21 protein-coding genes are annotated in these 20,412 nt (G+C 70.0%); 12 read left to right on the forward strand and 9 right to left on the reverse strand.

Features of this window, described 5'->3' with window-relative positions:
• Nucleotides 1–642: 642 nt before the first annotated feature.
• The 3 genes from ASD66_RS09060 to ASD66_RS09070 form a co-directional block, all read right to left on the reverse strand.
• Nucleotides 643–1,746 carry an LOG family protein gene (locus ASD66_RS09060; protein WP_056890750.1) on the reverse strand — a complete coding sequence of 368 codons (1,104 nt, stop codon included), beginning with the start codon at nt 1,744–1,746 and terminating at the stop codon, nt 643–645.
• 10 nt (nt 1,747–1,756) lie between these two features.
• Complete coding sequence (gene bluB / locus ASD66_RS09065) at nt 1,757–2,377, reverse strand: 5,6-dimethylbenzimidazole synthase (RefSeq protein WP_056676393.1); 621 nt, start codon at nt 2,375–2,377, stop codon at nt 1,757–1,759.
• Between the two features lie 167 nt (nt 2,378–2,544).
• Nucleotides 2,545–3,438: a serine protein kinase RIO gene (locus tag ASD66_RS09070; protein WP_056890751.1), complete on the reverse strand. Its 894-nt coding sequence runs from the start codon at nt 3,436–3,438 to the stop codon at nt 2,545–2,547.
• A gap of 168 nt (nt 3,439–3,606) precedes the next feature.
• On the opposite strand from ASD66_RS09070, the gene ASD66_RS09075 reads away from it, so the two are divergent.
• From ASD66_RS09075 to dxr, 3 genes are read left to right on the forward strand one after another with little or no spacing between them, the layout of a single operon-like run.
• Entirely contained in the window at nt 3,607–4,221 is a 615-nt protein-coding gene (locus ASD66_RS09075) for an AMP-binding protein (RefSeq protein WP_056676398.1), read from the forward strand.
• The gene (locus tag ASD66_RS09080) at nt 4,218–5,699 is read left to right on the forward strand and encodes a M1 family metallopeptidase (protein ID WP_056890752.1); all 1,482 of its coding nucleotides are present in this window, start codon (nt 4,218–4,220) and stop codon (nt 5,697–5,699) included. Before ASD66_RS09075 ends, ASD66_RS09080 begins: the two co-directional genes overlap by 4 nt.
• Nucleotides 5,700–5,730: 31 nt before the next feature.
• A complete protein-coding gene (gene dxr / locus ASD66_RS09085; protein WP_056890753.1) occupies nt 5,731–6,822 on the forward strand; it encodes a 1-deoxy-D-xylulose-5-phosphate reductoisomerase in 1,092 nt (363 codons plus the stop codon).
• Nucleotides 6,823–6,840: 18 nt separating this feature from the next.
• On the opposite strand, the gene ASD66_RS09090 is transcribed toward dxr, so the two are convergent.
• Complete coding sequence (locus ASD66_RS09090; protein ID WP_082599423.1) at nt 6,841–8,199, reverse strand: polysaccharide deacetylase family protein; 1,359 nt, start codon at nt 8,197–8,199, stop codon at nt 6,841–6,843.
• A 119-nt stretch (nt 8,200–8,318) separates the two neighbouring features.
• Here ASD66_RS09090 and ASD66_RS09095 point away from each other — a divergent pair, with 119 nt between their 5' ends.
• The 4 genes from ASD66_RS09095 (at nt 8,319) to ASD66_RS09110 (ending at nt 12,235) form a co-directional block, all read left to right on the forward strand.
• Entirely contained in the window at nt 8,319–9,665 is a 1,347-nt protein-coding gene (locus ASD66_RS09095) for a M50 family metallopeptidase (protein WP_056890755.1), read from the forward strand.
• Nucleotides 9,666–9,788: 123 nt separating this feature from the next.
• Nucleotides 9,789–10,940 (forward strand): flavodoxin-dependent (E)-4-hydroxy-3-methylbut-2-enyl-diphosphate synthase, encoded by a 1,152-nt coding sequence (gene ispG, locus ASD66_RS09100; protein ID WP_056676413.1) that lies wholly within the window; start codon nt 9,789–9,791, stop codon nt 10,938–10,940.
• A gap of 42 nt (nt 10,941–10,982) precedes the next feature.
• Nucleotides 10,983–11,828, forward strand: a complete 846-nt coding sequence (locus tag ASD66_RS09105; protein WP_056890756.1) for a GNAT family N-acetyltransferase — start codon at nt 10,983–10,985, stop codon at nt 11,826–11,828.
• Between the two features lie 44 nt (nt 11,829–11,872).
• Nucleotides 11,873–12,235 (forward strand): hypothetical protein, encoded by a 363-nt coding sequence (locus ASD66_RS09110; protein WP_056890757.1) that lies wholly within the window; start codon nt 11,873–11,875, stop codon nt 12,233–12,235.
• Nucleotides 12,236–12,324: 89 nt separating this feature from the next.
• Here the strand turns inward: ASD66_RS09110 and ASD66_RS09115 are convergent, their stop codons facing one another.
• Entirely contained in the window at nt 12,325–12,801 is a 477-nt protein-coding gene (locus ASD66_RS09115; protein WP_056890758.1) for an ASCH domain-containing protein, read from the reverse strand.
• Between the two features lie 51 nt (nt 12,802–12,852).
• Nucleotides 12,853–13,839 carry an ATP-binding protein gene (locus ASD66_RS09120; protein WP_156388615.1) on the reverse strand — a complete coding sequence of 329 codons (987 nt, stop codon included), beginning with the start codon at nt 13,837–13,839 and terminating at the stop codon, nt 12,853–12,855.
• Nucleotides 13,840–13,949: 110 nt separating this feature from the next.
• On the opposite strand from ASD66_RS09120, the gene ASD66_RS09125 reads away from it, so the two are divergent.
• Nucleotides 13,950–15,734, forward strand: a complete 1,785-nt coding sequence (locus ASD66_RS09125) for a proline--tRNA ligase (RefSeq protein ID WP_056890760.1) — start codon at nt 13,950–13,952, stop codon at nt 15,732–15,734.
• Nucleotides 15,735–15,768: 34 nt separating this feature from the next.
• Nucleotides 15,769–16,500 (forward strand): HAD family hydrolase, encoded by a 732-nt coding sequence (locus tag ASD66_RS09130; protein WP_056890761.1) that lies wholly within the window; start codon nt 15,769–15,771, stop codon nt 16,498–16,500.
• Nucleotides 16,501–16,822: 322 nt separating this feature from the next.
• Here the strand turns inward: ASD66_RS09130 and ASD66_RS09135 are convergent, their stop codons facing one another.
• Both ASD66_RS09135 and ASD66_RS09140 read right to left on the reverse strand, forming a co-directional pair.
• Nucleotides 16,823–17,245, reverse strand: a complete 423-nt coding sequence (locus tag ASD66_RS09135) for a ferritin-like domain-containing protein (RefSeq protein WP_056890762.1) — start codon at nt 17,243–17,245, stop codon at nt 16,823–16,825.
• Nucleotides 17,242–17,745: a hypothetical protein gene (locus tag ASD66_RS09140; RefSeq protein ID WP_156388616.1), complete on the reverse strand. Its 504-nt coding sequence runs from the start codon at nt 17,743–17,745 to the stop codon at nt 17,242–17,244. Before ASD66_RS09140 ends, ASD66_RS09135 begins: the two co-directional genes overlap by 4 nt.
• A gap of 82 nt (nt 17,746–17,827) precedes the next feature.
• Here ASD66_RS09140 and rimP point away from each other — a divergent pair, with 82 nt between their 5' ends.
• Nucleotides 17,828–18,325: a ribosome maturation factor RimP gene (gene rimP, locus ASD66_RS09145; RefSeq protein ID WP_056676438.1), complete on the forward strand. Its 498-nt coding sequence runs from the start codon at nt 17,828–17,830 to the stop codon at nt 18,323–18,325.
• Nucleotides 18,325–19,305, forward strand: a complete 981-nt coding sequence (gene nusA / locus ASD66_RS09150; RefSeq protein ID WP_056890764.1) for a transcription termination factor NusA — start codon at nt 18,325–18,327, stop codon at nt 19,303–19,305. The genes rimP and nusA overlap by 1 nt, the downstream gene beginning before the upstream one ends.
• A gap of 25 nt (nt 19,306–19,330) precedes the next feature.
• Here nusA and ASD66_RS09155 read toward each other — a convergent pair whose 3' ends face one another.
• Entirely contained in the window at nt 19,331–19,903 is a 573-nt protein-coding gene (locus ASD66_RS09155) for a histidine phosphatase family protein (RefSeq protein ID WP_056676444.1), read from the reverse strand.
• 196 nt (nt 19,904–20,099) lie between these two features.
• Between ASD66_RS09155 and ASD66_RS09160 the strand changes: the two genes are divergently transcribed.
• Complete coding sequence (locus ASD66_RS09160) at nt 20,100–20,360, forward strand: YlxR family protein (RefSeq protein ID WP_056676448.1); 261 nt, start codon at nt 20,100–20,102, stop codon at nt 20,358–20,360.
• The last annotated feature ends 52 nt before the right edge of the window (nt 20,361–20,412 follow it).

Below are 20,412 nucleotides of genomic sequence, written 5' to 3' on the forward strand. Positions count from 1 at the left end.
AGCCCAGGTCTTCGGGAGTCGGTGGTGCAGGTCCAACGTGTTGGCCAGGACCTTCTTGGCGGTCCAGGAGGACACGGCGGTGGCGGTGGCCCAGGACTCGGTCACGAACGCCGCCACCAAGGGTGTTCCTTCCCCGCCGAGGGATTGGTCGTAGTCGGCAAGGCCGGGGATGCCGTCACCCCAGGTCGCCGGGTCCACCCCGGGGTCGGCGGGGTTGGTGACGCACAGTTGGTAGGCGAGGCGGAGTTTGCGGCGTTCGGCACGCCAGGCGGTGTCTTTGGCGTCGGTGATCAGGTCGAGCAGGACCGCGCCTTCGAGGTCGTCGACCTCGAAGGGTTGGNGACCACCGACAGCCGACACCCCGAAAACCGGTTGTCCACAGGCCCCGGAGAAGATTCCTCGAACTATTTTCTGGGAGTGGTGTCGAGACAGTCGCAGAGCGACCTCCGCAACCAGCGGGGGTGGCGCGTGGGGTGGTTCGAGACAGTCGCAGAGCGACCTCCTCAACCAGCGAAGGGTGGCGGGTGGGGTGGTTTCGAGACGCTCGCTGGCGCGAGCTCCTCAACCACCGAGCCATCAAGGATCCGGTGTTCGCGCATCAAAAACGCACGGTTCGCGCATCAAAAACACACGGTTCGCGCATCAAGAATCCACGGTTGGGGGGAGGCGGAGGACGAGCTCGGCGGCTTCCTCGACGGTGTCGACGAGGTGCACGTGCGGCTCCATGGGACGACCGGCGGCCAGTGAGCCCAGCAGCGGCCAGGCCGGCACGGTCCTGGTCCAGTGCTCCACGCCGACCAGCACCATCGGCGCCACGGAGGACTCGTCGGCGTAGTAGTTCTCGCACGCGTCCTGGAAGATCTCCTGCACCGTGCCGCCCGCGCCGGGCAGGAACACGATCCCGGCATCGCAGACCTGCAGCAGGATCGCCTCACGAGTCGCGTTGCGGAAGTACTTCGCGATGCTGCTGGCGAAGGCGTTCGGCGGTTCGTGGCCGTAGTGCCAGGTAGGGATGCCCAGCGACGACGTACCGTCCGGGAACTCCTCGAGCACGTCGAAAGCGGCCGCCGCCCACTCGCCGATGTCGGGCCGGAAGCCCGGCGCTTCGGCGAGTTTCGTCAACGCTGACTGGAGATCGTCGGTGGTGCGCTTCGCCATCCAGGCACCGAGGTTGGCAGCCTCCATCGCGCCGGGGCCGCCGCCGGTGGCGACGGTGCAGTCAGCGGCGAGCAGCTGCCCGAGGTTCGCGGCGTCGGCGTACGCCGGCTGACCGCGCTGCAATGCGTGACCACCCATCACGCCGACCAGCCGCCGTCCGGTGCGCCAGCTGCCGAGAGCGTTGTCGATGGCGTGGTCGTGCAGGGCCTGGGCCAGCGTCACGTCGAGGTCAGGCGGCTGCTTCGACCAGGCGTAGACGCGCGCGTCCAGGCAGGCGTCGTACGGCGTGGTGTCGTAGAGCTCGGCGGGGGAGTAGAGGGTGCCGCGGTAGGTGTCGACCGGGACGTCGGGCACCACCGGGAAGACGATCGCCCCGCGGGTGCGTACGTCGTCCTCGTCGCCGGGCGCGAACGTGCAGCCGAGGAACAGGGCACCCGCCACGCGGACCCGGTGCAGCTCGTCGCTGCGGCCGGACAGGTCGATCGACTGCAGGTGCCAGCCGGTCATCGACGTGACGCCTCCCGACATGCGTCGGTCGAACTCCTCGAGGGTCTCGACCTCGACCACGCGTCCCCGTCGCTTGTGCATGACGCCGAGGCTAGTGGCTCCAGGAATCCTCGTGCAGCACCGATTCGAGGGGGGAGCGGTGCCGCCAGCCGAAGCGCTCGAGGTCCGGCACGTCGGGCAGGCCGGCCACGGTGCCCAGACACAGCCATGCGACCGGTCGGATCTGCTCGGGGAAGCCGACCAGCCCGGAGAGGAACTCCTCGCGGTAGAAGCTCACCCACCCGACGCCGAGCCCCTCGGCGGTTGCGGCCAGCCACAGGTTCTGGATCGCGAGGCAGACCGAATAGAGGCCGGCGTCCGCGATCGCGTGGCGACCCAGGACGTTGTCGCCGCCCCGGGTCGGGTCGTAGCCGACGACGACGCCCAGCCCCGACTCGCGGATCCCCTCGATCTTGATGCCTCCGAACGTGGACGCACGCTCACCGTCCAGCGAGGCCGCGAAGACCTCACGCTCGGTGGCGACGTGCTCGTGGAACGCATCCAGCTTCGCCGGGTCGCGCACCAGCACGAAGTCCCACGGCTGGCTCATCCCGACGCTCGGCGCACTGTGCGCAGCGCTGAGCACCCGCGTCAGCACCTCGTCGTCGAGGGGCTCGCCGGTGAACTCGGCGCGGGTGTCGCGGCGGCGTCGGATGGCGTCGTAGAGATCCACGGCGCTGACCGTACCCGCCCTGCCGCCGGGTGAGGGCTCGTCTCGAAACCACCCGCTGGTCGGCCCGAGCCGCCGCGAGAGCTGCAGTTCGTACGAGTCCCGACTGCGGACAGGTACGAACTGCAACTCTCGCGAACGCATGAGCGTGTGCGAACGCGAACGCCGGCTCAGAAGACCTGGGCCAGGAGCTCGCCGAACAGCTCGTGCTCGTCGACCTCGAGGCCCCGCCGCCGGAACCAGGCACAGACGTTCGCGCAGTCACGCATCAGGAAGTCCATGCCCTGGGCGTTGCCGACGATGTCGACGGCCTGCGGCAGGTCGATGATCACCAGGCGCTCGCCCGCCGCCAGGATGTTGTACGGCGACAGGTCGCCGTGCGCCACACCGTCGCGAGCCAGCGCCTCCATCGCCGAGCGCAGCTGTTCGAAGTAGTGCTCCAGCAGGTCGGGAGCCGGCCGGGTCTGGGCCAGCCGCGGCGCGGGGGAGTCGTCGACGGAGATGAACTCCATCAGGATCTCCGTGCCGTCGATCTGCACCGGGTAGGGGACCGGCACCCCGGCCTCCCAGAACCGTTTCAGCGCGGTCCACTCGGAGTTGGCCCACTGCCCGGAGGCGACCTCGCGTCCGAACGTCGACTTGGCCTTGATCGCGCGGGCGTCACGTGAGCGCCGGGTCGACCAGCCCTCCGTGTAGGCGCCGCTGCGGTGGAACGCCGTGTGCTCGCGGGACTTGTAGCGCTTGGCGGCCATCACCACGGATTCGCCGCCCGGGACGCCGCGCTCGACCAGGAAGACCTCCGCCTCCTTGCCTGTCTTGAGGATGCCGAGCTCGGTGTCGATGGCGCCCTGAGACGTCACCACCCAGTCGGGGCGGGGCTTGGGTCCGCGGCACAGCGGCTCAACGGAGAGCCACGTCGACCAACGCTGGTTCGCGTCGTCGGGCTCGTCGAGCTGCTCGAACTCGAAGACGAAGGTGGAATCTATGCCGTCGAGACGGTTGTCGTGCGGTGTGCTGTCGTGCGATGCGGGGTCAGAGTGGGGTCCCGCGAAGTCGTGCATCATCAGGTGTGCTCCAGAAGTGAGAGAAAAGGTCTGTGGGCAGACCGAAGACATCGATCGACATGTCACGGCTCCTCTCAACGGGCACGGCCTGACGCCGTACGCTTCGGCTAGAACGTTCCCGCACGGGTCCGGTCGTTCGCAACCGGTTTTCTTTTCGAGGAGTACGACGTGGAGCTGGTGTGGTTCAAGACGCCCACCGACGGCGATGAGGGCACCCTGAACCTCGCCTACAACGCGGTCGACGTGCGGGTGATCCGCGGCGGAGCGGCCGACCCGGCCGTCTCAGGGGAGACCTCCCTCGACTTCGCCGGTCTGCTCGAGCAGTCCGGTGCGCTGGCGGGGGCGATGCGCGGGCTCGGCGTGGAACCCGGCCAGCACGTCGGTGTGCTCCTCGCCGACCCGCTGCGCGAGCTGCTGGTGCTGTTGGCGTCCGCCCGCCTCGGCGCCACCTGCGTCGTGCTCGACGACGGGCGCGTGGACGAGTTCGCGCCCCACCTCGTGGTCACCGACACCGCGCTGCACCCCGGCGAACACGCCCCGGCGGCTGCGATCCTCTCCGGCATCGAGCCCTCTGACGAGACCCGCGAGGTCGCCTGGGACATCGCGGTCAAGGCCGGCCGCACGGATCCGGCGGGCTGCGAGCCCGTCGCACCGAGCTCGATCGCGTTCGTGCTCGACGAGCCGGTCCCGATCGCGAGCGCCCTGACGGACCCGAGCCGGTTCGGTACTGCGCTCGCCGCCCTCGTCTCGGGTCGACCGGTGTCACTCGGCGCCGCATCGTGAAGCGGTACGTCGTGAAGCCGCGCGTCGTGAAGCCGCGCGTGAAACGTCGCGCTGCGAAGCCCCGCAGCATCAAGCGCGCAGCCGCAGCCGCAGTCGCGCTGTGCTGCCTGATCGGTGGCACGACGGCCGCGACGGCCGGCAGCCAGGCACCGACCCCGGGGTCGGCGGGTATGGGCGACTCCTACTTCCCGCAGTACGGCAACGGCGGCTACGACGTGGGGCACTACGACGTGCGCAACCGGGTCGAGCTCGACACCGGCCGGCTGGTCGGCGTGACCGCCTTCCGGGCCGTCGCCGGCCAGTCGCTGAGCCGGTTCAACGTCGACCTCGTGCTTCCGGTGCGAGCCGTGTCGGTGAACGGCCACCGGGCCGCGTTCAGCCGGACGAACCGCCACGAGGTGCAGATCAGGCCTCGCACGCCGATTGCGGACGACGCGTCGTTCGTCGTACGCGTCGCCTATGCGGGAAGGCCCGGCGCCATCTCGTGGGGCGGCGAGCGGCCGTGGCAGGCCAGCCGCCGCGAGGTCGTGGCGATGGGCGAGCCCCAGATGGCTGCGTGGTGGTTCGCCGCCAACGACCACCCGCGCGACAAGGCCGTCCTCGACGTGCGCATCACGGTCGAGCGTGGCCTGCAGGCGATCTCCAACGGAAAGCTCAAGGCGATCACCCGCGGCACGAGGTGGACCGTGTGGCACTGGCGGGCCGACGAGCCGATGGCGCCGTACCTCGCGTTCTTCGCGGCCGGCCGCTACACGATCGAGCGGGGCCGGACCGCGGACGGACTGCCCTGGCTCAACGCGGTCTCCAAGGAGCTGGACCCCTACTCACGCACCGAGTCGACCGCCCTCATGCGCCAGACGCCCAGGGTGATCGCCTGGCTCGAGGGCTGGCTCGGCCCCTACCCGTTCTCGACCACCGGCGGGCTCACCACGTCGCTCGACGCCGGCTTCGCGCTGGAGAACCAGACCCGCCCGACCTACCCGTCCGTCGGCGGCCGGGAGTCGACGTGGCTCGTGGTCCACGAGCTGGCGCACCAGTGGTTCGGTGACCGTGTCAGCGTCGACAACTGGCGCGACATCTGGCTCAACGAGGGCCCGGCGACCTACCTGGAGACGCTCTGGTCCGGCAACGGTGGCGAGGCGACCCCACAGGCGTGGTTGCTCAGCACCTGGGAGTCGATCCCCGCCAACTCGGACTTCTGGAAGCTGAAGATCGGCGACCCGGGGCCGGGCCGCCTCTTCGACGGACCGATCTACGACCGCGGCGCGATGACGATGCAGGCGCTGCGCCACCGCATCGGCGACACCGACTTCAAGGCACTGCTGCGCGCCTGGGTGCGAGGCCCGGCGAACGGCTCCACCGCAGACTTCACCGCACTGGCCGAGTCGGTCAGCGGCGAGGACCTCGACGCGTTCTTCGACGCCTGGCTGTTCACCGGCTCACGCCCCGCCCGTACGGCGGACAACGGGCTGGCCTGAGCGCGTCCCGGCAACCTGAAAGACTGGCCGGGTGACTTCACCTCGCGACATCGTCGTCCTCGGCTCGACCGGTTCCATCGGCACGCAGGCCCTCGAGCTGGTGCGGGCCAACCCCGACCGCTTCCGGGTGGTCGGGCTGACCGCCGGTGGTTCCCACGAGGAGCTGTTCGACGCGCAGGTGCGTGAGTTCGCGCCGGCGTACTCCGGGCTGGGGGAGGACGCCTCGACCGAGGCCGCCGGGCTCGAGTGCGACGTCGTGCTCAACGGCATCACCGGCGCCGTGGGGTTGCGCCCCACGCTGGCCGCGCTCGACGCGGGCAACACCCTCGCGCTGGCCAACAAGGAGTCGCTGATCATCGGCGGCCCGCTGGTCACCTCGCGTGCGCGGCCCGGCCAGATCGTGCCCGTGGACAGCGAGCACGCGGCTGTTGCCCAGTGCCTGCGCGGCGGCAGCCCCGACGAGGTGCGCCGACTCGTGCTCACCGCCAGCGGTGGGCCGTTCCGCGGCCGCACCCGTGAGGAGCTGGCCGGCGTGACCCGCGAGGAGGCGCTGAACCACCCGACCTGGTCGATGGGCCCGGTGATCACCGTCAACTCGGCGACCCTGGTCAACAAGGGACTCGAGGTGATCGAGGCGCACCTGCTCTTCGGCATCGCCTTCGACCACATCGAGGTGGTGGTGCACCCGACGTCGGTGGTGCACTCGATGGTCGAGTTCCACGACGGCTCGACGCTGGTGCAGGCCAGCCCGCCGACCATGATGATCCCGATCGCGCTGGGCTTGAGCTGGCCGAACCGGGTGCCCGACGCCGCACCGCCGGTCGACTGGACCAAGGCGGAGACCTGGGAGTTCTTCCCGCTCGACCACGAGGCGTTCCCGGCCGTGGGCCTGGCCAGCGAGGCCGGACGCCGTGGCGGTACGGCGCCCGCGGTCTACAACGCGGCCAACGAGGTGTGCGTCGACGCGTTCCTGGCCGGTGACCTGCCGTTCGTCGAGATCGTCGACACCGTGGCCGCCGTACTCGCCTCCTACGAGCAGCCGCAGATCGCCGAGCTCACTGTGGACGACGTGCTGGCCGCAGACGGGTGGGCCCGCGAGCAGGCCCGCGCGACCCTGCGCTGACGCATCACGGGCCGAGGCCTACGGGGTGGGCGGCGGTCGAATCGTGACCGTGGCCGGTGTCGCGACGACCCGTGCGTTGACCGCCGAGGTGATCTCGACGGTGAAGGTCTCCTCCGGCTCGTCGAGCAGGTCGGCCAGCACCTCGACACGGAAGAACGCGCGAACCGTCCCGGCGGGCACCACCACCGACGCCACCCTGGGGGTGAAGTCACCGGCCCGTGCTGTTCCCGGTCGGGTGCGCAGGGTCGCCACGACGCGGCGTCCGCTGGGCCGGCCGAGCTCGACGACCACGTCCGCGGGCGTCGTACCGGTGGCCGGCTCGGTCACCACGAGGTTCCGGACCCGCACACCCGGCGGGGCGTCGTCGTCCACGATCACCACCCGGCGTGACGAGGTGCCGACTCTCAGGCCGACGGGTGCGGACAGCCGCACGGAGAAGGCCTCGTTCCTCTCGTCCAGGGAGTCCTGGTGGGTTCGGACCAGCACCGTGCGGGTCGTGGTGCCGATCGGGAACCGCACACGCAGGCTGCGGCCGGTGAAGTCGGCTGCCCCGGCTCCAGCCGCGCGGGTGTCGAGTCGCACGCTCACCGGACGGGACGTCGGTTGGTCGAGCCTGAGCCGGACCCGGGCCACGTCGCCCTCCCGCACCGTCGTCGACGCGATCGTGAGGCGCGGGACCGGCGGGGTGGGTCGGCCGTCAGCGCCCAGGACGGCGAAGCAGTAGCCGAGTCGGCGGGCCCTCTGGATGATCGACGGCACCGCGCTCACCGAGCTCGGCGAGTTCGTGACGCCGTCGTGCTGGAGCACGATGTTCCTGCGGTGCGGACGCAGGCCCGCGATCACCGCGTTGGCGATGGCGGTGGCGGTGCGGTCCTCCCAGTCCTCCGGGTCGATGTCCCACAGCACCGGCACGAAGCCGGTGCGGGTGATCGCCGCGGTCACCCGCGCGTTGATTTCGCCGTACGGCGGCCGCATCAGCTTGCCGGGCACGACCCCGGCGCGACGGAGCGCGCGGTCGGTGGCGAGCAGGGTGTCGCGGATCTGCGAGTCGGTCTGCGTGGTCATCAGGGTGTGGTGCCAGCTGTGGTTGGCAACGACGTGACCTCCCTGCGCCACCTTGCGGGCGGTCGCCGGGGCCGACGCCACCCGCTCGCCGACCATGAAGAACGTCGCCCGGACCCGGCGCTCCTCGAGGATGCCGAGCAGTCGCGGCGTCACGTTCGAGGAGGGGCCGTCGTCGAAGGTGAGGGCAACCAGGCCGGCCGAGCAGCGCGCGGGCGTGGCGGCGGCGGACGAGGCCACGGCGTACGACGGCGACGGGCCGGTCGACAACGCCGCCACCAGCACCGCAGGCCCCCACAGGCGTGCTCCCCACATGACCCGAGCATGCGGCACGGCGCCGCGTCGCGCAGAGAGATCGCGAAAGTCGTGCCGGGCTGGACCGAGGACGTACCGTTGACCCGTACTCGTGTGCCTTCGAAGGGACCCCCAGCGGCATGACCGTGCTCTACTACACGCTCGGCGTGGTGATCTTCGTGGTCGCCATCCTGGTCTCGATCGCGCTCCACGAGCTCGGCCACATGGTGTGGGCCAAGAGGTTCGGCGGCAAGGTCACGCAGTACTTCGTCGGCTTCGGCAACACGATCTGGTCGAAGAAGGTCGGTGAGACCGAATACGGCATCAAGGCGATCCCGCTCGGCGGCTACGTGAAGATCGTCGGCATGCTGCCGCCCGAGAAGGACGCGGTGCGCGAGACGATCATCGACGAGGACGGCAACGAGGTCGAGCGGCTCCGCCAGTCCAACACCGGCATGTTCACCCAGCTGATCAGCGACGCGCGGGCGGCCGAGTGGGAGCTGGTCAAGGCCGAGGACTCCGACCGGCTCTTCTACAAGATGTCGTGGTGGAAGAAGGTCATCGTGATGGCCGCCGGCCCGGCGGTGAACATCGCCATCGCGTTCGTCATCTTCGGTGGCGTGTTCGCGACGTACGGCAACCTCGGTGACCCGCACACGACGCCGGAGGTGTCCGGTGTGCAGCCCTGTGTCGTGCCGATCGCGGAGAAGAACCGTGAGTGCACGGCGGCGGACCCGGAGAGCCCCGCGCAGAAGGCCGGGCTCCAGAAGGGCGACCGCATCCTCAGCTTCAACGGTGTCGAGATCGGCGACGACTGGGCGAAGCTGTCCGACCTGATCCGCGACAACGGCGACGGGCGGGCGGTGATGGTGGTGCAGCGCGGCGACATGCAGAAGGAGCTCACCACGAACACCGTCGTGACCGATCGCCCGACCTCAACCACCGACCAGACCCTGACCGCGGTCGGCTTCCTCGGCTTCGTGCCGACGGCCGAGCCGACCACCGGAGGCCTGGTCTACACCGTCGACACGATGGGCACGATGACCGTCGACACCGCCAAGGCCCTGGCCCACCTGCCGGCCAAGGTGTGGGGAGTCGGAAAGGCGATCGTCGGGGTCGAGGAGCGTGACCCCGAAGGGCCGATGAGCCTGGTCGGCGGCGGCCGGATCGCGGGAGAGACTGCGGCCCACGACGCCTTCCCGGTCAAGGAGAAGCTGGTGATGCTGCTGATGCTCATCGCCGGGTTCAACTTCTTCATCGGCATGTTCAACTTCGTGCCGCTGCTGCCGCTGGACGGTGGGCACATCGCCGGTGCGCTCTATGAAGGGGTACGCCGCGGGTTCGCGAAGGTGTTCAAGCGCCCCGATCCCGGGTACGTCGACGTGGCGAGACTGCTGCCGATCGCCTACGTGGTGGCCGGCGCCTTCCTCCTCATGAGCCTCGTCCTGATCGTCGGCGACGTGGTGGTCCCCATCCACCTCACCTGACGGTCTGGCCAGACGTTGTTCAGGACGTCCTGCGAGGTGGTTGCCGGGGCGACCGCGACGCAGGACGTTGACGCAGAGGTCCTGCGAAGTGGCCGCCCGACACGACGTACGTAGACTGGCGCCATGACCTCGATCTCCCTCGGCATGCCCGAAGCCCCGCCGCCGGTGCTCGCGCCGCGACGCAAAACCCGCCAGATCCAGGTCGGCAAGGTCGGGGTCGGCAGCGACCACCCGGTGTCCGTGCAGTCGATGACCACGACGCTGACCTCCGACGTCAACAGCACGCTTCAGCAGATCGCCGAGCTGACCGCCGCGGGCTGCGACATCGTGCGCATCGCGTGCCCGAGCCAGGACGACGCCGACGCGCTCGCCGAGATCGCCCAGCACTCGCAGATCCCGGTCATCGCCGACATCCACTTCCAGCCGAAGTACGTCTTCGCAGCGATCGACGCAGGCTGCGCCGCCGTACGCGTCAACCCGGGCAACATCCGCCAGTTCGACGACCAGGTCAAGGAGATCGCGGCCGCCGCCAAGGACCGCGGCACCTCGATCCGCATCGGCGTGAACGCCGGGTCCCTCGACAAGCGACTGCTCGAGAAGTACGGCAAGGCCACCCCCGAAGCACTGATGGAGAGCGCGGTGTGGGAGGCCGGCCTCTTCGAGGAGCACGGCTTCCAGGACTTCAAGATCTCGGTCAAGCACAACGACCCGGTGGTCATGGTGCGCGCCTACGAGCTGCTCGCCGAGAGGGGCGACTGGCCGCTGCACCTCGGCGTGACCGAGGCGGGTCCCGCGTTCCAGGGCACGATCAAGTCCGCGACCGCGTTCGGCGCCCTGCTCAGCAAGGGCATCGGCGACACGATCCGGGTCAGCCTGTCCGCCCCGCCGGTGGAGGAGGTCAAGGTCGGCATCCAGATCCTGCAGTCGCTCAACCTGCGCCCCCGCAAGCTCGAGATCGTGTCGTGCCCGTCCTGCGGTCGCGCCCAGGTCGACGTCTACAAGCTGGCCGAGGAGGTCACCGCCGGGCTCGAGGGGCTGGAGGTGCCACTGCGCGTCGCGGTGATGGGCTGCGTCGTCAACGGACCGGGCGAGGCCCGCGAGGCTGACCTCGGCGTGGCCTCCGGCAACGGCAAGGGACAGATCTTCGTCAAGGGCGAGGTCATCAAGACCGTGCCCGAGTCGCAGATCGTCGAGACCCTCATCGAAGAGGCCATGCGCATCGCCGAGGACATGGAGCCCGTCGAGGGCGCCGCGGCCGCGGTGACCGTCAGCTGAGGCGACACCGCCAGGTGCCCGAGGGGCAGTAGGCTCCGGGACGTGCTGCCGACCCCTGAACACGTGCGCCCGCTGGGGCCTGATGACGTGCCGGAGTTCATGCGCCTCGTTGCGCTGGACCCGGTGGTCAACGTGTTCGCCGGCTATCGCGCGCACACCACACGCCTCGACCGTCGCTGGCTCGGAGGCGAGGTGGTCGGCCGGTTCTGCAACGGCATCCTCGTCTCGGCCCTGCACATCGGCGCCAACCTGGTGCCGATCCAGGTCGGTCCCGACGACTTCGAGGAGCTTGCCCACTACGGGCTGCGCGGCCGCTCGCGGGTCTCCACGATCGTCGGGCCGGCTGCCTCGGTCGAGGGCCTGTGGGCGCACGTGGCCGACAAGTGGAGCGGGCCACGGGAGGTGCGCGCGCTCCAGCCGCACATGGAGATCGCCGGGTCCCCGCTGGTCGAGCCGGATCCCGCCGTACGGCGCACCGTCGCCTCCGACATCGACGTGGTCTACCCGGCGTGCGTCGCGATGTACACCGAAGAGGTCGGTGTCTCACCCGAGTGGGGTGGTGGGGGCAACCTCTACCGCACCCGCGTGATGCAGCTGATCTCCAAGGGCTGGCAGTTCGCCCGCTTCGAGGACGGCCGGGTCGTCTTCAAGGCCGAGGTCGCGTGCGCCACGCCGTACGCCGCGCAGATCCAGGGCGTGTACGTCGTCCCGGACCGTCGAGGCCAGGGCCTGGCCACGGCCTGCATGGCCGCGGTGGCGCAGACGGTGTGTGCGGAGATCGCGCCGATCGCCTCGCTCTACGTCAACGACCACAACCTCCCCGCCCGCCGGGCCTACGAGAAGGCCGGCTTCGTGGAGACGGCGCAGTTCACCACGATCATGTTCTGACCGTCGGGGGAGTCGGTGCCCCGTGCCCGCCTACGCTGGGCGACGTGAACATTCCCAAGGACGTCCTCGGCCTCGCCGGCATCTTCGCTGTCTCCGGCGTCATCCACCTGGTCAAGCCCGAGGTCTACGAACCGATCGTGCCCACGTTCGTGCCCGCCCGCCGCGAGGTCGTGCTCGGCTCGGGTGTCGCCGAGATCGTCTGTGCCGCCGGCCTCCTGCACCCGCGCACCCGCTCCGTCGCGGGGTGGGCCAGCGCCGGACTGCTCCTCGGGGTCTACCCGGCGAACTTCAAGATGGCGGCCGACGCGCAGAAGCGGAAGAACACCGCGCTCAAGGCCGGCACCCTGGCCCGCCTGCCCCTGCAGATCCCGATGATCCGTAGCGCCCTCAAGGCCGCCCGCGGCTGAGCCTGCAGGCTCAGCCGACTGCTGCGCGGTGGCTGATGGCTCCGCGCGGCGCCGCTGACAGCCATCAGCCACCACCGCGGCCGTGCAGCTCAGGGCTTCCAGATCACCTTGAACTGCTCGAGGACGACCTCGAACTCGTCGGTCACCTCGTGGCCGAACTCGGTGAAGAAGTCGCGGTGCGCCTGCCGCCAGTGGTCCAGCGAGAGGTCGCCCTCACCCTCGAGCCGGGCGTGCTCGGCGGAGACCTCGGCGAACGGCATGGTGCGCACGTCGGTCGTCTGCACCAGCACGCGTGGCATGTCGGCGCCGTCGTTGATGATCGACAGGCTGCCGATGCTGGGCAGCTCCTCGTCGTCGTAGTCGGCGAGCGCGGAGGCGGTGGCGGTCTTGCGACCGTCGAGCACCAGCGCAAGCAGCTCGTCGGCCATGTCGGCGGAGTCCCCGAAGGCCCACGCCGGCGGGCACAGCGCCTCGCTCGCGTTGGGTCCGGTGTAGACCCGCAGCCGGTTGAGGTTGGCACGCACCTTGGCGTCTGCCCAGAAGGCCTCGAGGGCCGCGTCGCTCATGTCGTGCAGCGTACGGGCCCGCCCGGTGCCCTGGCTCCGGACGGTGGGGGATCAGTGCCGGCGGGCCCGCCAGACGGGGAAGGGGACCGGCTCCGCGTCGTCCTCGAGCTGGCCGACCATGCTCTCGGTGAACCAGTCGCGCAGCTCGTTCATCTCGGGAGTCGAGGCGAGGGTGAGCAGGTGCTGGTCGACGCACATCCGGTCGGCGAGTGCGATGGTGTCGGCGAGCTCCCGGGCGAGCACACTGAGCTCCGGGGGAGCGGGCATCTCGATGTCGACGACGTCGAGGCCGGCCGCCGCGGCCTCCTGCGCGATTCGCCGGCCCATGTGTCGGGCAAAGGCGGGACGCGCGACCAGCCGCTCGATCAGCTCGCCCAGCTCGCGCGGACGCGGGCCCGAGTCCGCGCCGGCGTCGATCAACTGGAGCTCACGGATCAGGTCGTCGAGATGCTGGTCGAGTCGGAGGCCGAGGTCGACCGGGCACTGCGGCATGAGGAGCATCTTCCAGCCGGCCGGAAGCATCATCGGTGCGTCCTCGACCGCGGGGAGCGTGCCGAGGCTGGGCGGACGGATCGGGTGCTCCACGTCGGAGGCCTCGATCTCGGCCCAGATGCGCCGTCCCAGCCCGGTCTCGTCGATGCCCCAGTGCCGCGACAAGATCGACACGATCGACAGTCCTCGTCCGGTGGTCGCCAGCTCCTCCACCGGGGGCGCCTGCTCGCTCGCGGCACCTGCCCGTCGAGAGGTCTGGGGCACGAGGGCCTGCACCGGCACCAGCCCGCCGGCATCCTCGACGGAGACCCGGACCGCCGCATCGAGGTCGTTGAGGACCACGTTCATGTAGCTGCTGCCACTGTGCAGGGCGGTGTTCGCAGCCATCTCGGTCACGCACAGTGCGGCGTCGTCGATCAGGTCGGCGCGCTCCCAGCCGGTCAGGCCGTCACGGACGAACCGACGGGCCCCGGGCACGCTGGCGGTCTCGGCGGCGAGTCGTACTCGCAACTCCGGCCGCTTCTCCCACGGGACGGTCGTAGGCATGGTGCTCATCCTCTCACCACTTCGCCGACGGCGGGGCGACTCGCGCCACGTGGTCGGGACAACGGAAACCGCCTCGCGACTGGCGCTCGGGCACAAGTAGCCTTGCCCGCATGATCCTTCGGATGTCCCAGCTCTTCGTCCGCACGCTTCGCGACGACCCCAACGACGCAGAGGTGCCCAGCCACCGCCTGCTCGTCCGGGCCGGCTACATCCGCCGCGCCGCGCCGGGCATCTACACCTGGCTGCCGCTGGGGCTTCGGGTCTTCCGCAAGGTCGAGAACATCATCCGCGAGGAGATGGACGCGATGGGCGGCCAGGAGCTCCAGTTCCCCGCGCTGCTGCCCCGCGAGCCCTACGAGGCCACGAACCGTTGGACCGAGTACGGCGACGGCATCTTCCGCCTCAAGGACCGCAAGGGCGCCGACTACCTGCTCGGACCCACCCACGAGGAGATGTTCACCCTCGTGGTGAAGGACCTCTACTCGTCCTACAAGGACCTGCCCGTCTGGCTCTACCAGATCCAGACGAAGTACCGCGACGAGGCGCGCCCCCGCGCCGGGCTCATGCGTGGTCGCGAGTTCACCATGAAGGACGCCTACTCCTTCGACACCAGCGACGCCGGCCTCGACGCGTCGTACGCCGCACACCGCGCGGCGTACATCAAGACGTTCGACCGGCTCGGCTTCGACTACGTCATCGTCAAGGCGACCAGCGGCGCGATGGGCGGATCGAAGAGCGAGGAGTTCCTGGCCCGCTCCGAGGTCGGCGAGGACACCTTCGTCCACTGCCCCACCTGTGAGTACGCCGCCAACGTCGAGGCCGTCGCGGTGCCCGCCCCCGCGCCCGTGTCGTACGACGACGCCCCGGCCGCGCACGCCGAGCAGACGCCCGCGACGCCGACCATCGAGACGCTGGTCAACCACCTCAACGAGAAGTTCCCCCGCGACGACCGTCCCTGGGCGGCCGGCGACACGCTCAAGAACGTGATGGTGGTCCTCAAGCACCCCGACGGCACCCGTGAGCCCCTCGCCATCGGCATCCCCGGTGACCGCGAGGTCGACCAGAAGCGCCTCGAGGGGCAGCTCGAGCCCATCGAGGTCGAGGCGATGGACGAGACCGAGTTCCGCAAGCACCCCGCCCTGGTCAAGGGCTACATCGGGCCCGGCGCGCTCGGTGAGGAGTCCGACAGCAAGATCCGCTACCTCGTCGACCCCCGGGTCAGCGAGGGCACCCGCTGGGTGACCGGTGCCAACGTCGACGGCCAGCACGTCATCGACCTGGTCGCCGGCCGTGACTTCACCGCCGACGGCACGATCGAGGCGGCCGAGGTGCGCGACGGTGACGCGTGCCCGCAGTGCGCCACCGAAGGACGCGATGGCAGGCTCGAGACCGCGCGCGGCATCGAGATGGGCCACATCTTCCAGCTCGGCCGCAAGTACGCCGAGGCGCTCGACCTCAAGGTCCTCGACGAGAACGGCAAGCTGGTCACCGTCACGATGGGCTCCTACGGCATCGGCGTCTCACGTGCCGTGCCGGTCATCGCTGAGGACAACCACGACGACTCCGGCCTGATCTGGCCCCGCGAGGTCGCACCCGCCGACGTCCACCTGGTCGCGACCGGCAAGGACCCGGCGATCCACGAGGCGGCCGAGAAGATCGCCGCCGACCTGTCGCAGGCCGGCCTCGACGTGATCTTCGACGACCGGCCCACGAAGGTGAGCCCGGGCGTGAAGTTCAAGGACGCCGAGCTGATCGGCGTACCCACCATCGCCGTGGTCGGCCGCGGCCTGGCCGACGACGGCACCGTCGAGGTCAAGGACCGGCGTTCCGGCGAGCGGACCAACGTGGCGGTGGCCGACATCGTCGCCCACCTGACCGAGGTGGTCAGGAGCTGACCGGGTCGACTTGGGCTACCGATAAGTTGCGCCCATGAGCAGCGGACCCTCGAACCTTGACGCGGTGATCTTCGACTGGGGCGGCACGCTGACCCAGTGGCACGACATCGACTTCCACGCGGAGTCGCTGGCCCTGGCCCAGGCGGTGATCACGACGCCCACGAAGGACGACGATCATCACGCGCATGCCGCCCGGCTGCATTCCGCGGGCGACGTGATCTGGGGCCGCTCGCGTGACCACCAGCAGAGCGCGACGGTGGGGGACCTCTTCACCGCGGCCGGTCTCGAGCACGACCCGGAGCTGCTCGCCGCCTACCGCGAGTTCTGGGAGCCGCACACAGGCACCGACCCGCAGGTGGCACCGCTGTTCGAGGGGCTGCGCGCGCTCGGGCTGAAGGTGGGCGTGCTGTCCAACACGATCTGGCCGCGGGAGTGGCACGAGGAGTTCTTCCGTCGCGACGGGGTCGACCACCTCATCGACGGTGACGTCTACACGAGCGAGATCCCGTGGACCAAGCCCTCTCCGGACGCCTTCGCCGCAGCCCTGGGAGCGGTGGGTGCCACCGACCCGGCCCGCTGTGTCTACGTGGGAGACCGGCTCTTCGACGACGTCTGGGGCGCCCAGAACGCCGGCCTCCGGGCCATCCACATCCCGCACAGCACCATCCCGACCAACCAGGTCGGTCACACCGAGGGCACGCCGGACGCGGTGGCCCACGAACTGGCCGAGATCCTGGGCATCGTGACGGCCTGGAACGACGTCTGAACGACCTTCATCGGACTGCAGGGATCCGCGTTTCACTTTTGCAAGTTCTTGCAACGCAAAAACCTGCAACCACCAACTGCTGGGCACCAGCGAAGAACTGGGGAAGGATCATCCTTGGTGGTGTTCACACACTCGGGGTGAACCAATCCGGCGTCGGGGCAGATCTCGGGGCTTCCCCGATGCCGGGCCACCTCCGCACCAGGACTGGCTGCCGGGAGAGGGCCTTCGCCCAGCCTTGAGGGCCATCTCCGGGCCAGTCCTGGCGGGTCCGTTCTGCCGGGCCCGCCGCGGAGGGGCCCAGCCCGAGCGAGTTCAGCGCGGCTCAGGCGTCGATGCCCGGCAGGTCGGTCGGGTCGCCGTCGAAGTCGAGCTGGCGCACCGCCGACTCGACCAGCGCGTTCACGCCCCAGGCCCGTTCGTCTTCCGTGGTGCGGCCGACCAGGTCGGCGTACGCCGCGGCGCAACGCTGCTCGACCTGCAGCCCGATGGCCTTGAGCTCGGCGGGGGTGCGGGCGGCATTGGGCAGCTCGTAGGCGACCTCGGCGGCCACCGGGACCTCGCCGGCGTCACGCACCCAGCGCACGAGCTGGTCGCGGCGGCTCCGGTGGGTCACGTAGGCCGTGGTGACCGCGTCGTACAGCGCCGGCTGCGACGACTGCGAGGTCTGCCCGCCCAGCACGCCGTAGATCCAGACGGCCGCGTGCTCGGCGGCGAGGGTGCTCTGCAGTGCGTCGGTCCCGGTCATGCGTCGGCGTCCTTTGCGGTGCTGGGCAGCAGCGCGACCTGCTGGGCGACCCCGGCCGCCATCGCCGCGAGGGTGCGGGCGAGCTCCCCGCTCGACACCTCGCCGGCCAGCCTGGTCAGGGTGCGCTGCAGGCCAAGCTCGCGGCGGCGTACGGCCTTGAGGGCGGCGGTGGCGCGGGTCGGCGTGCCCATGCGCACGGTCGTCCCGGTGTCGCCGTCCTTGGCGATGAGCGCCTGGTGCGCGGTGTGCAGGGCGGTCAGCGCCGCCAGCGGCTCGGCGAGACTCACGTGGTCCGAGGAGACCTCACGAACGTACTCGTCGGCGTCCGCGATCGCCTGCAGTGCGGCCTTCACCTGCTGCTCGTCGGGGACGGCGTTCGAGGGCTCGGCGGCCGGCTCGTCGCCGTCCTCGGCCGGTCCCCAGCGGCATCCGGCCAACGCCAGGAGGGGCGCGGCAGCGAGCGTCGTACGACGCGAGACGGGGCGTGAGGACAGTGGCACGCGGGAGACTCTAACCGGAGGTCTTGATCCCACGGGATTGCCAGTATGGTTGGGCCCACAACAGCACAAGGAGGTCGCACCCATGAGCAGCGCCAAGTCTGACGCAACCAGGGATCGCATCGAAGCGGAACTCATCGACCCCCTGTCGACCATGGGTCTCGACGTCGAGGCGGTCGAGATCACTCCCGCCGGCAAGCGCCGTGTCCTTCGCGTCGCCGTCGACAAGGACGGTGGTGTCAACCTGGACGACGTCGCAGCCGCCACCCGCGAGGTCGAGCGCGTGCTCGACGCCTCCGACGTGATGGGGGAGCACCCCTACACGCTCGAGGTCACCTCGCGAGGCGTCGACCGGCCGTTGACCCTCCCGCGCCACTGGCGCCGCAACGAGGACCGCCTGGTCAAGGTGGCCCTCGTGGAGGGCGGCGAGGTCGAAGGCCGCATCAGCAGTTCCACCGAGACCGCAGTCACCCTCACCATGGAGGGCCCTGGCAGTGACGGAGCCGACCGTGAGGTGGCGTACGCCGACATCGCCAAGGCCAAGGTCCAGATCGAGTTCAACCGAAAGAGCAAGGACGCCTGATGGACATCGACCTGAACATCCTCCGCATGCTGGAGCAGGAGAAGGAGATCAAGTTCTCCGTTCTCGTGGAGGCCATCGAGCAGGCCCTGCTCACGGCCTACCACAAGTCCCCGGGGGCGCAGCCGCGCGCGCGGGTCGTCCTCGACCAGAAGAACGGTCACGTCTCGGTGCTCGCCGCCGAGGTCGACGAGGAGGGCAACGTCGTCACCGAGTACGACGACACCCCCGACGGCTTCGGCCGGATCGCCGCAACGACCGCGAAGCAGATCATGCTGCAGCGGCTCCGCGACGCCGAGGACGAGATCCGGTTCGGTGAGTTCTCCGGCAAGGAGGGCGACATCGTCTCCGGCGTCATCCAGCAGGGCCGCAACCCCGACGACGTGATGGTCGACCTCGGCAAGCTCGAGGCGATCCTGCCGCTGGGCGAGCGGGTGCCCACCGAGAAGTACGAGCACGGCGCCCGCATCAAGTGCATGGTGGTCTCGGTGCGCAAGGGCATGCGCGGGCCGCAGATCACCCTCTCGCGCACCCACCCCAACCTGGTCCGCAAGCTGTTCGCGCTCGAGGTCCCCGAGATCGCCGACGGCACGGTCGAGATCGCGGCGATCGCCCGCGAGGCCGGTCACCGAACCAAGATCGCGGTGCACTCGCGCGTGCCCGGGGTCAACCCCAAGGGCGCCTGCATCGGCCCGATGGGCCAGCGGGTCCGCAACATCATGTCCGAGCTGCACGGCGAGAAGATCGACATCGTCGACTGGTCCGAGGACCCCGCCGAGCTGGTCGCCCACGCGCTGTCGCCGGCCCGGGTCAGCTCGGTGCAGATCGTCTCGCTCGAGGAGCGTTCGGCCCGGGTGATCGTGCCCGACTTCCAGCTGTCGCTGGCGATCGGCAAGGAGGGCCAGAACGCCCGACTCGCCGCCCGACTGACCGGCTGGCGCATCGACATCCGCTCCGACGAGGCTCCGCCGGTCGCACCCTGAGGTTGATCTGTGGCGGTCTGCCGGGTCACCAGGCCCGGCAGACCCAGCCGTCACCGTCGATGTCGACCTCGACGAACTCGCAGTTGCCGATGCGTCGTGCTTCGTGGCCGTCCAGACGCACCAGCGCAGGCACGCCCATGCGCAGCAGGCCGCCGTGGCTGATCACGAGCACGTCCTCACCCCGGTGCTGGTCGGCGATCTCGGACAGTGCGGACCGAAACCTCTCGATGCCCTCGGCGCCGGTCTCGGCCCCGGGCACACGTACGTCGAGGTCGCCATCGGTCCACCGGCGGTAGATCTCGGTGAACGCATCGTCGTCGGTGAGCTCGCCCTCGCCGTACTCGACCAGCGCCCGGCGCGTGGTCACCGAGATGCCGAGCGCGGCCGCCACGATCTCGCCGGTCTGCACCGCGCGGGCCAAGGTGCTGGTGTAGACGTGGGAGACCTTGCGATCGGCCAGACGCCCGGCCAGACCGGCCGCCTGCTGGCGGCCGAGCGTGGTCAGCGACCCGCCCTCGTCGGCCAGCTCGGGCTGTTCGTACTCCGCCTCGCCGTGTCGGGCCAGGATGATCCGGCTGGCGCACTGCAGGTCACTCATGCCGTTCAGGCTACTTCCCACGGAAGCCCCTCGCTTCCCACGGAACATCTGCCGTGGGATGTGCAGGTTTCCCCGGTGCACCGGGGAAACCTGCTGGTCCAGGGGATACCGGTTCGGCGTTGGGCGCGCCAACGGCTAGACTCTTGGATTGGTGGTTACGACTGGCAACATTCCCGCGCGCCCACGCCCCGTGCGTATGTGTGTGGGGTGTCGCAAGCGGGCCACCACGCTTGAGTTGATCCGGGTCGTCGCCGGATCGGATGACCACGGCCCCGCCGTGGTGCCCGATCCCGACGGCACGGCGCACGGCCGTGGTGCTCACCTGCACCCCACGACCGCGTGTCTCGACCTGGCAGTGCGCAAACGCGCTTTCCCCCGAGCCCTGCGGTTCGCGGGGGGCCTTGATGTGACCGCACTGCGCACGATGATCGACTCCGGCACAGACACCACACCGTGATTGACCTACAGGAACTGGAGCAGCAGCTCATGAGCACTCGATGAGTACTTCC

Source organism: Nocardioides sp. Root151, assembly GCF_001427925.1.
In the GTDB taxonomy this organism is placed as follows: domain Bacteria; phylum Actinomycetota; class Actinomycetes; order Propionibacteriales; family Nocardioidaceae; genus Nocardioides.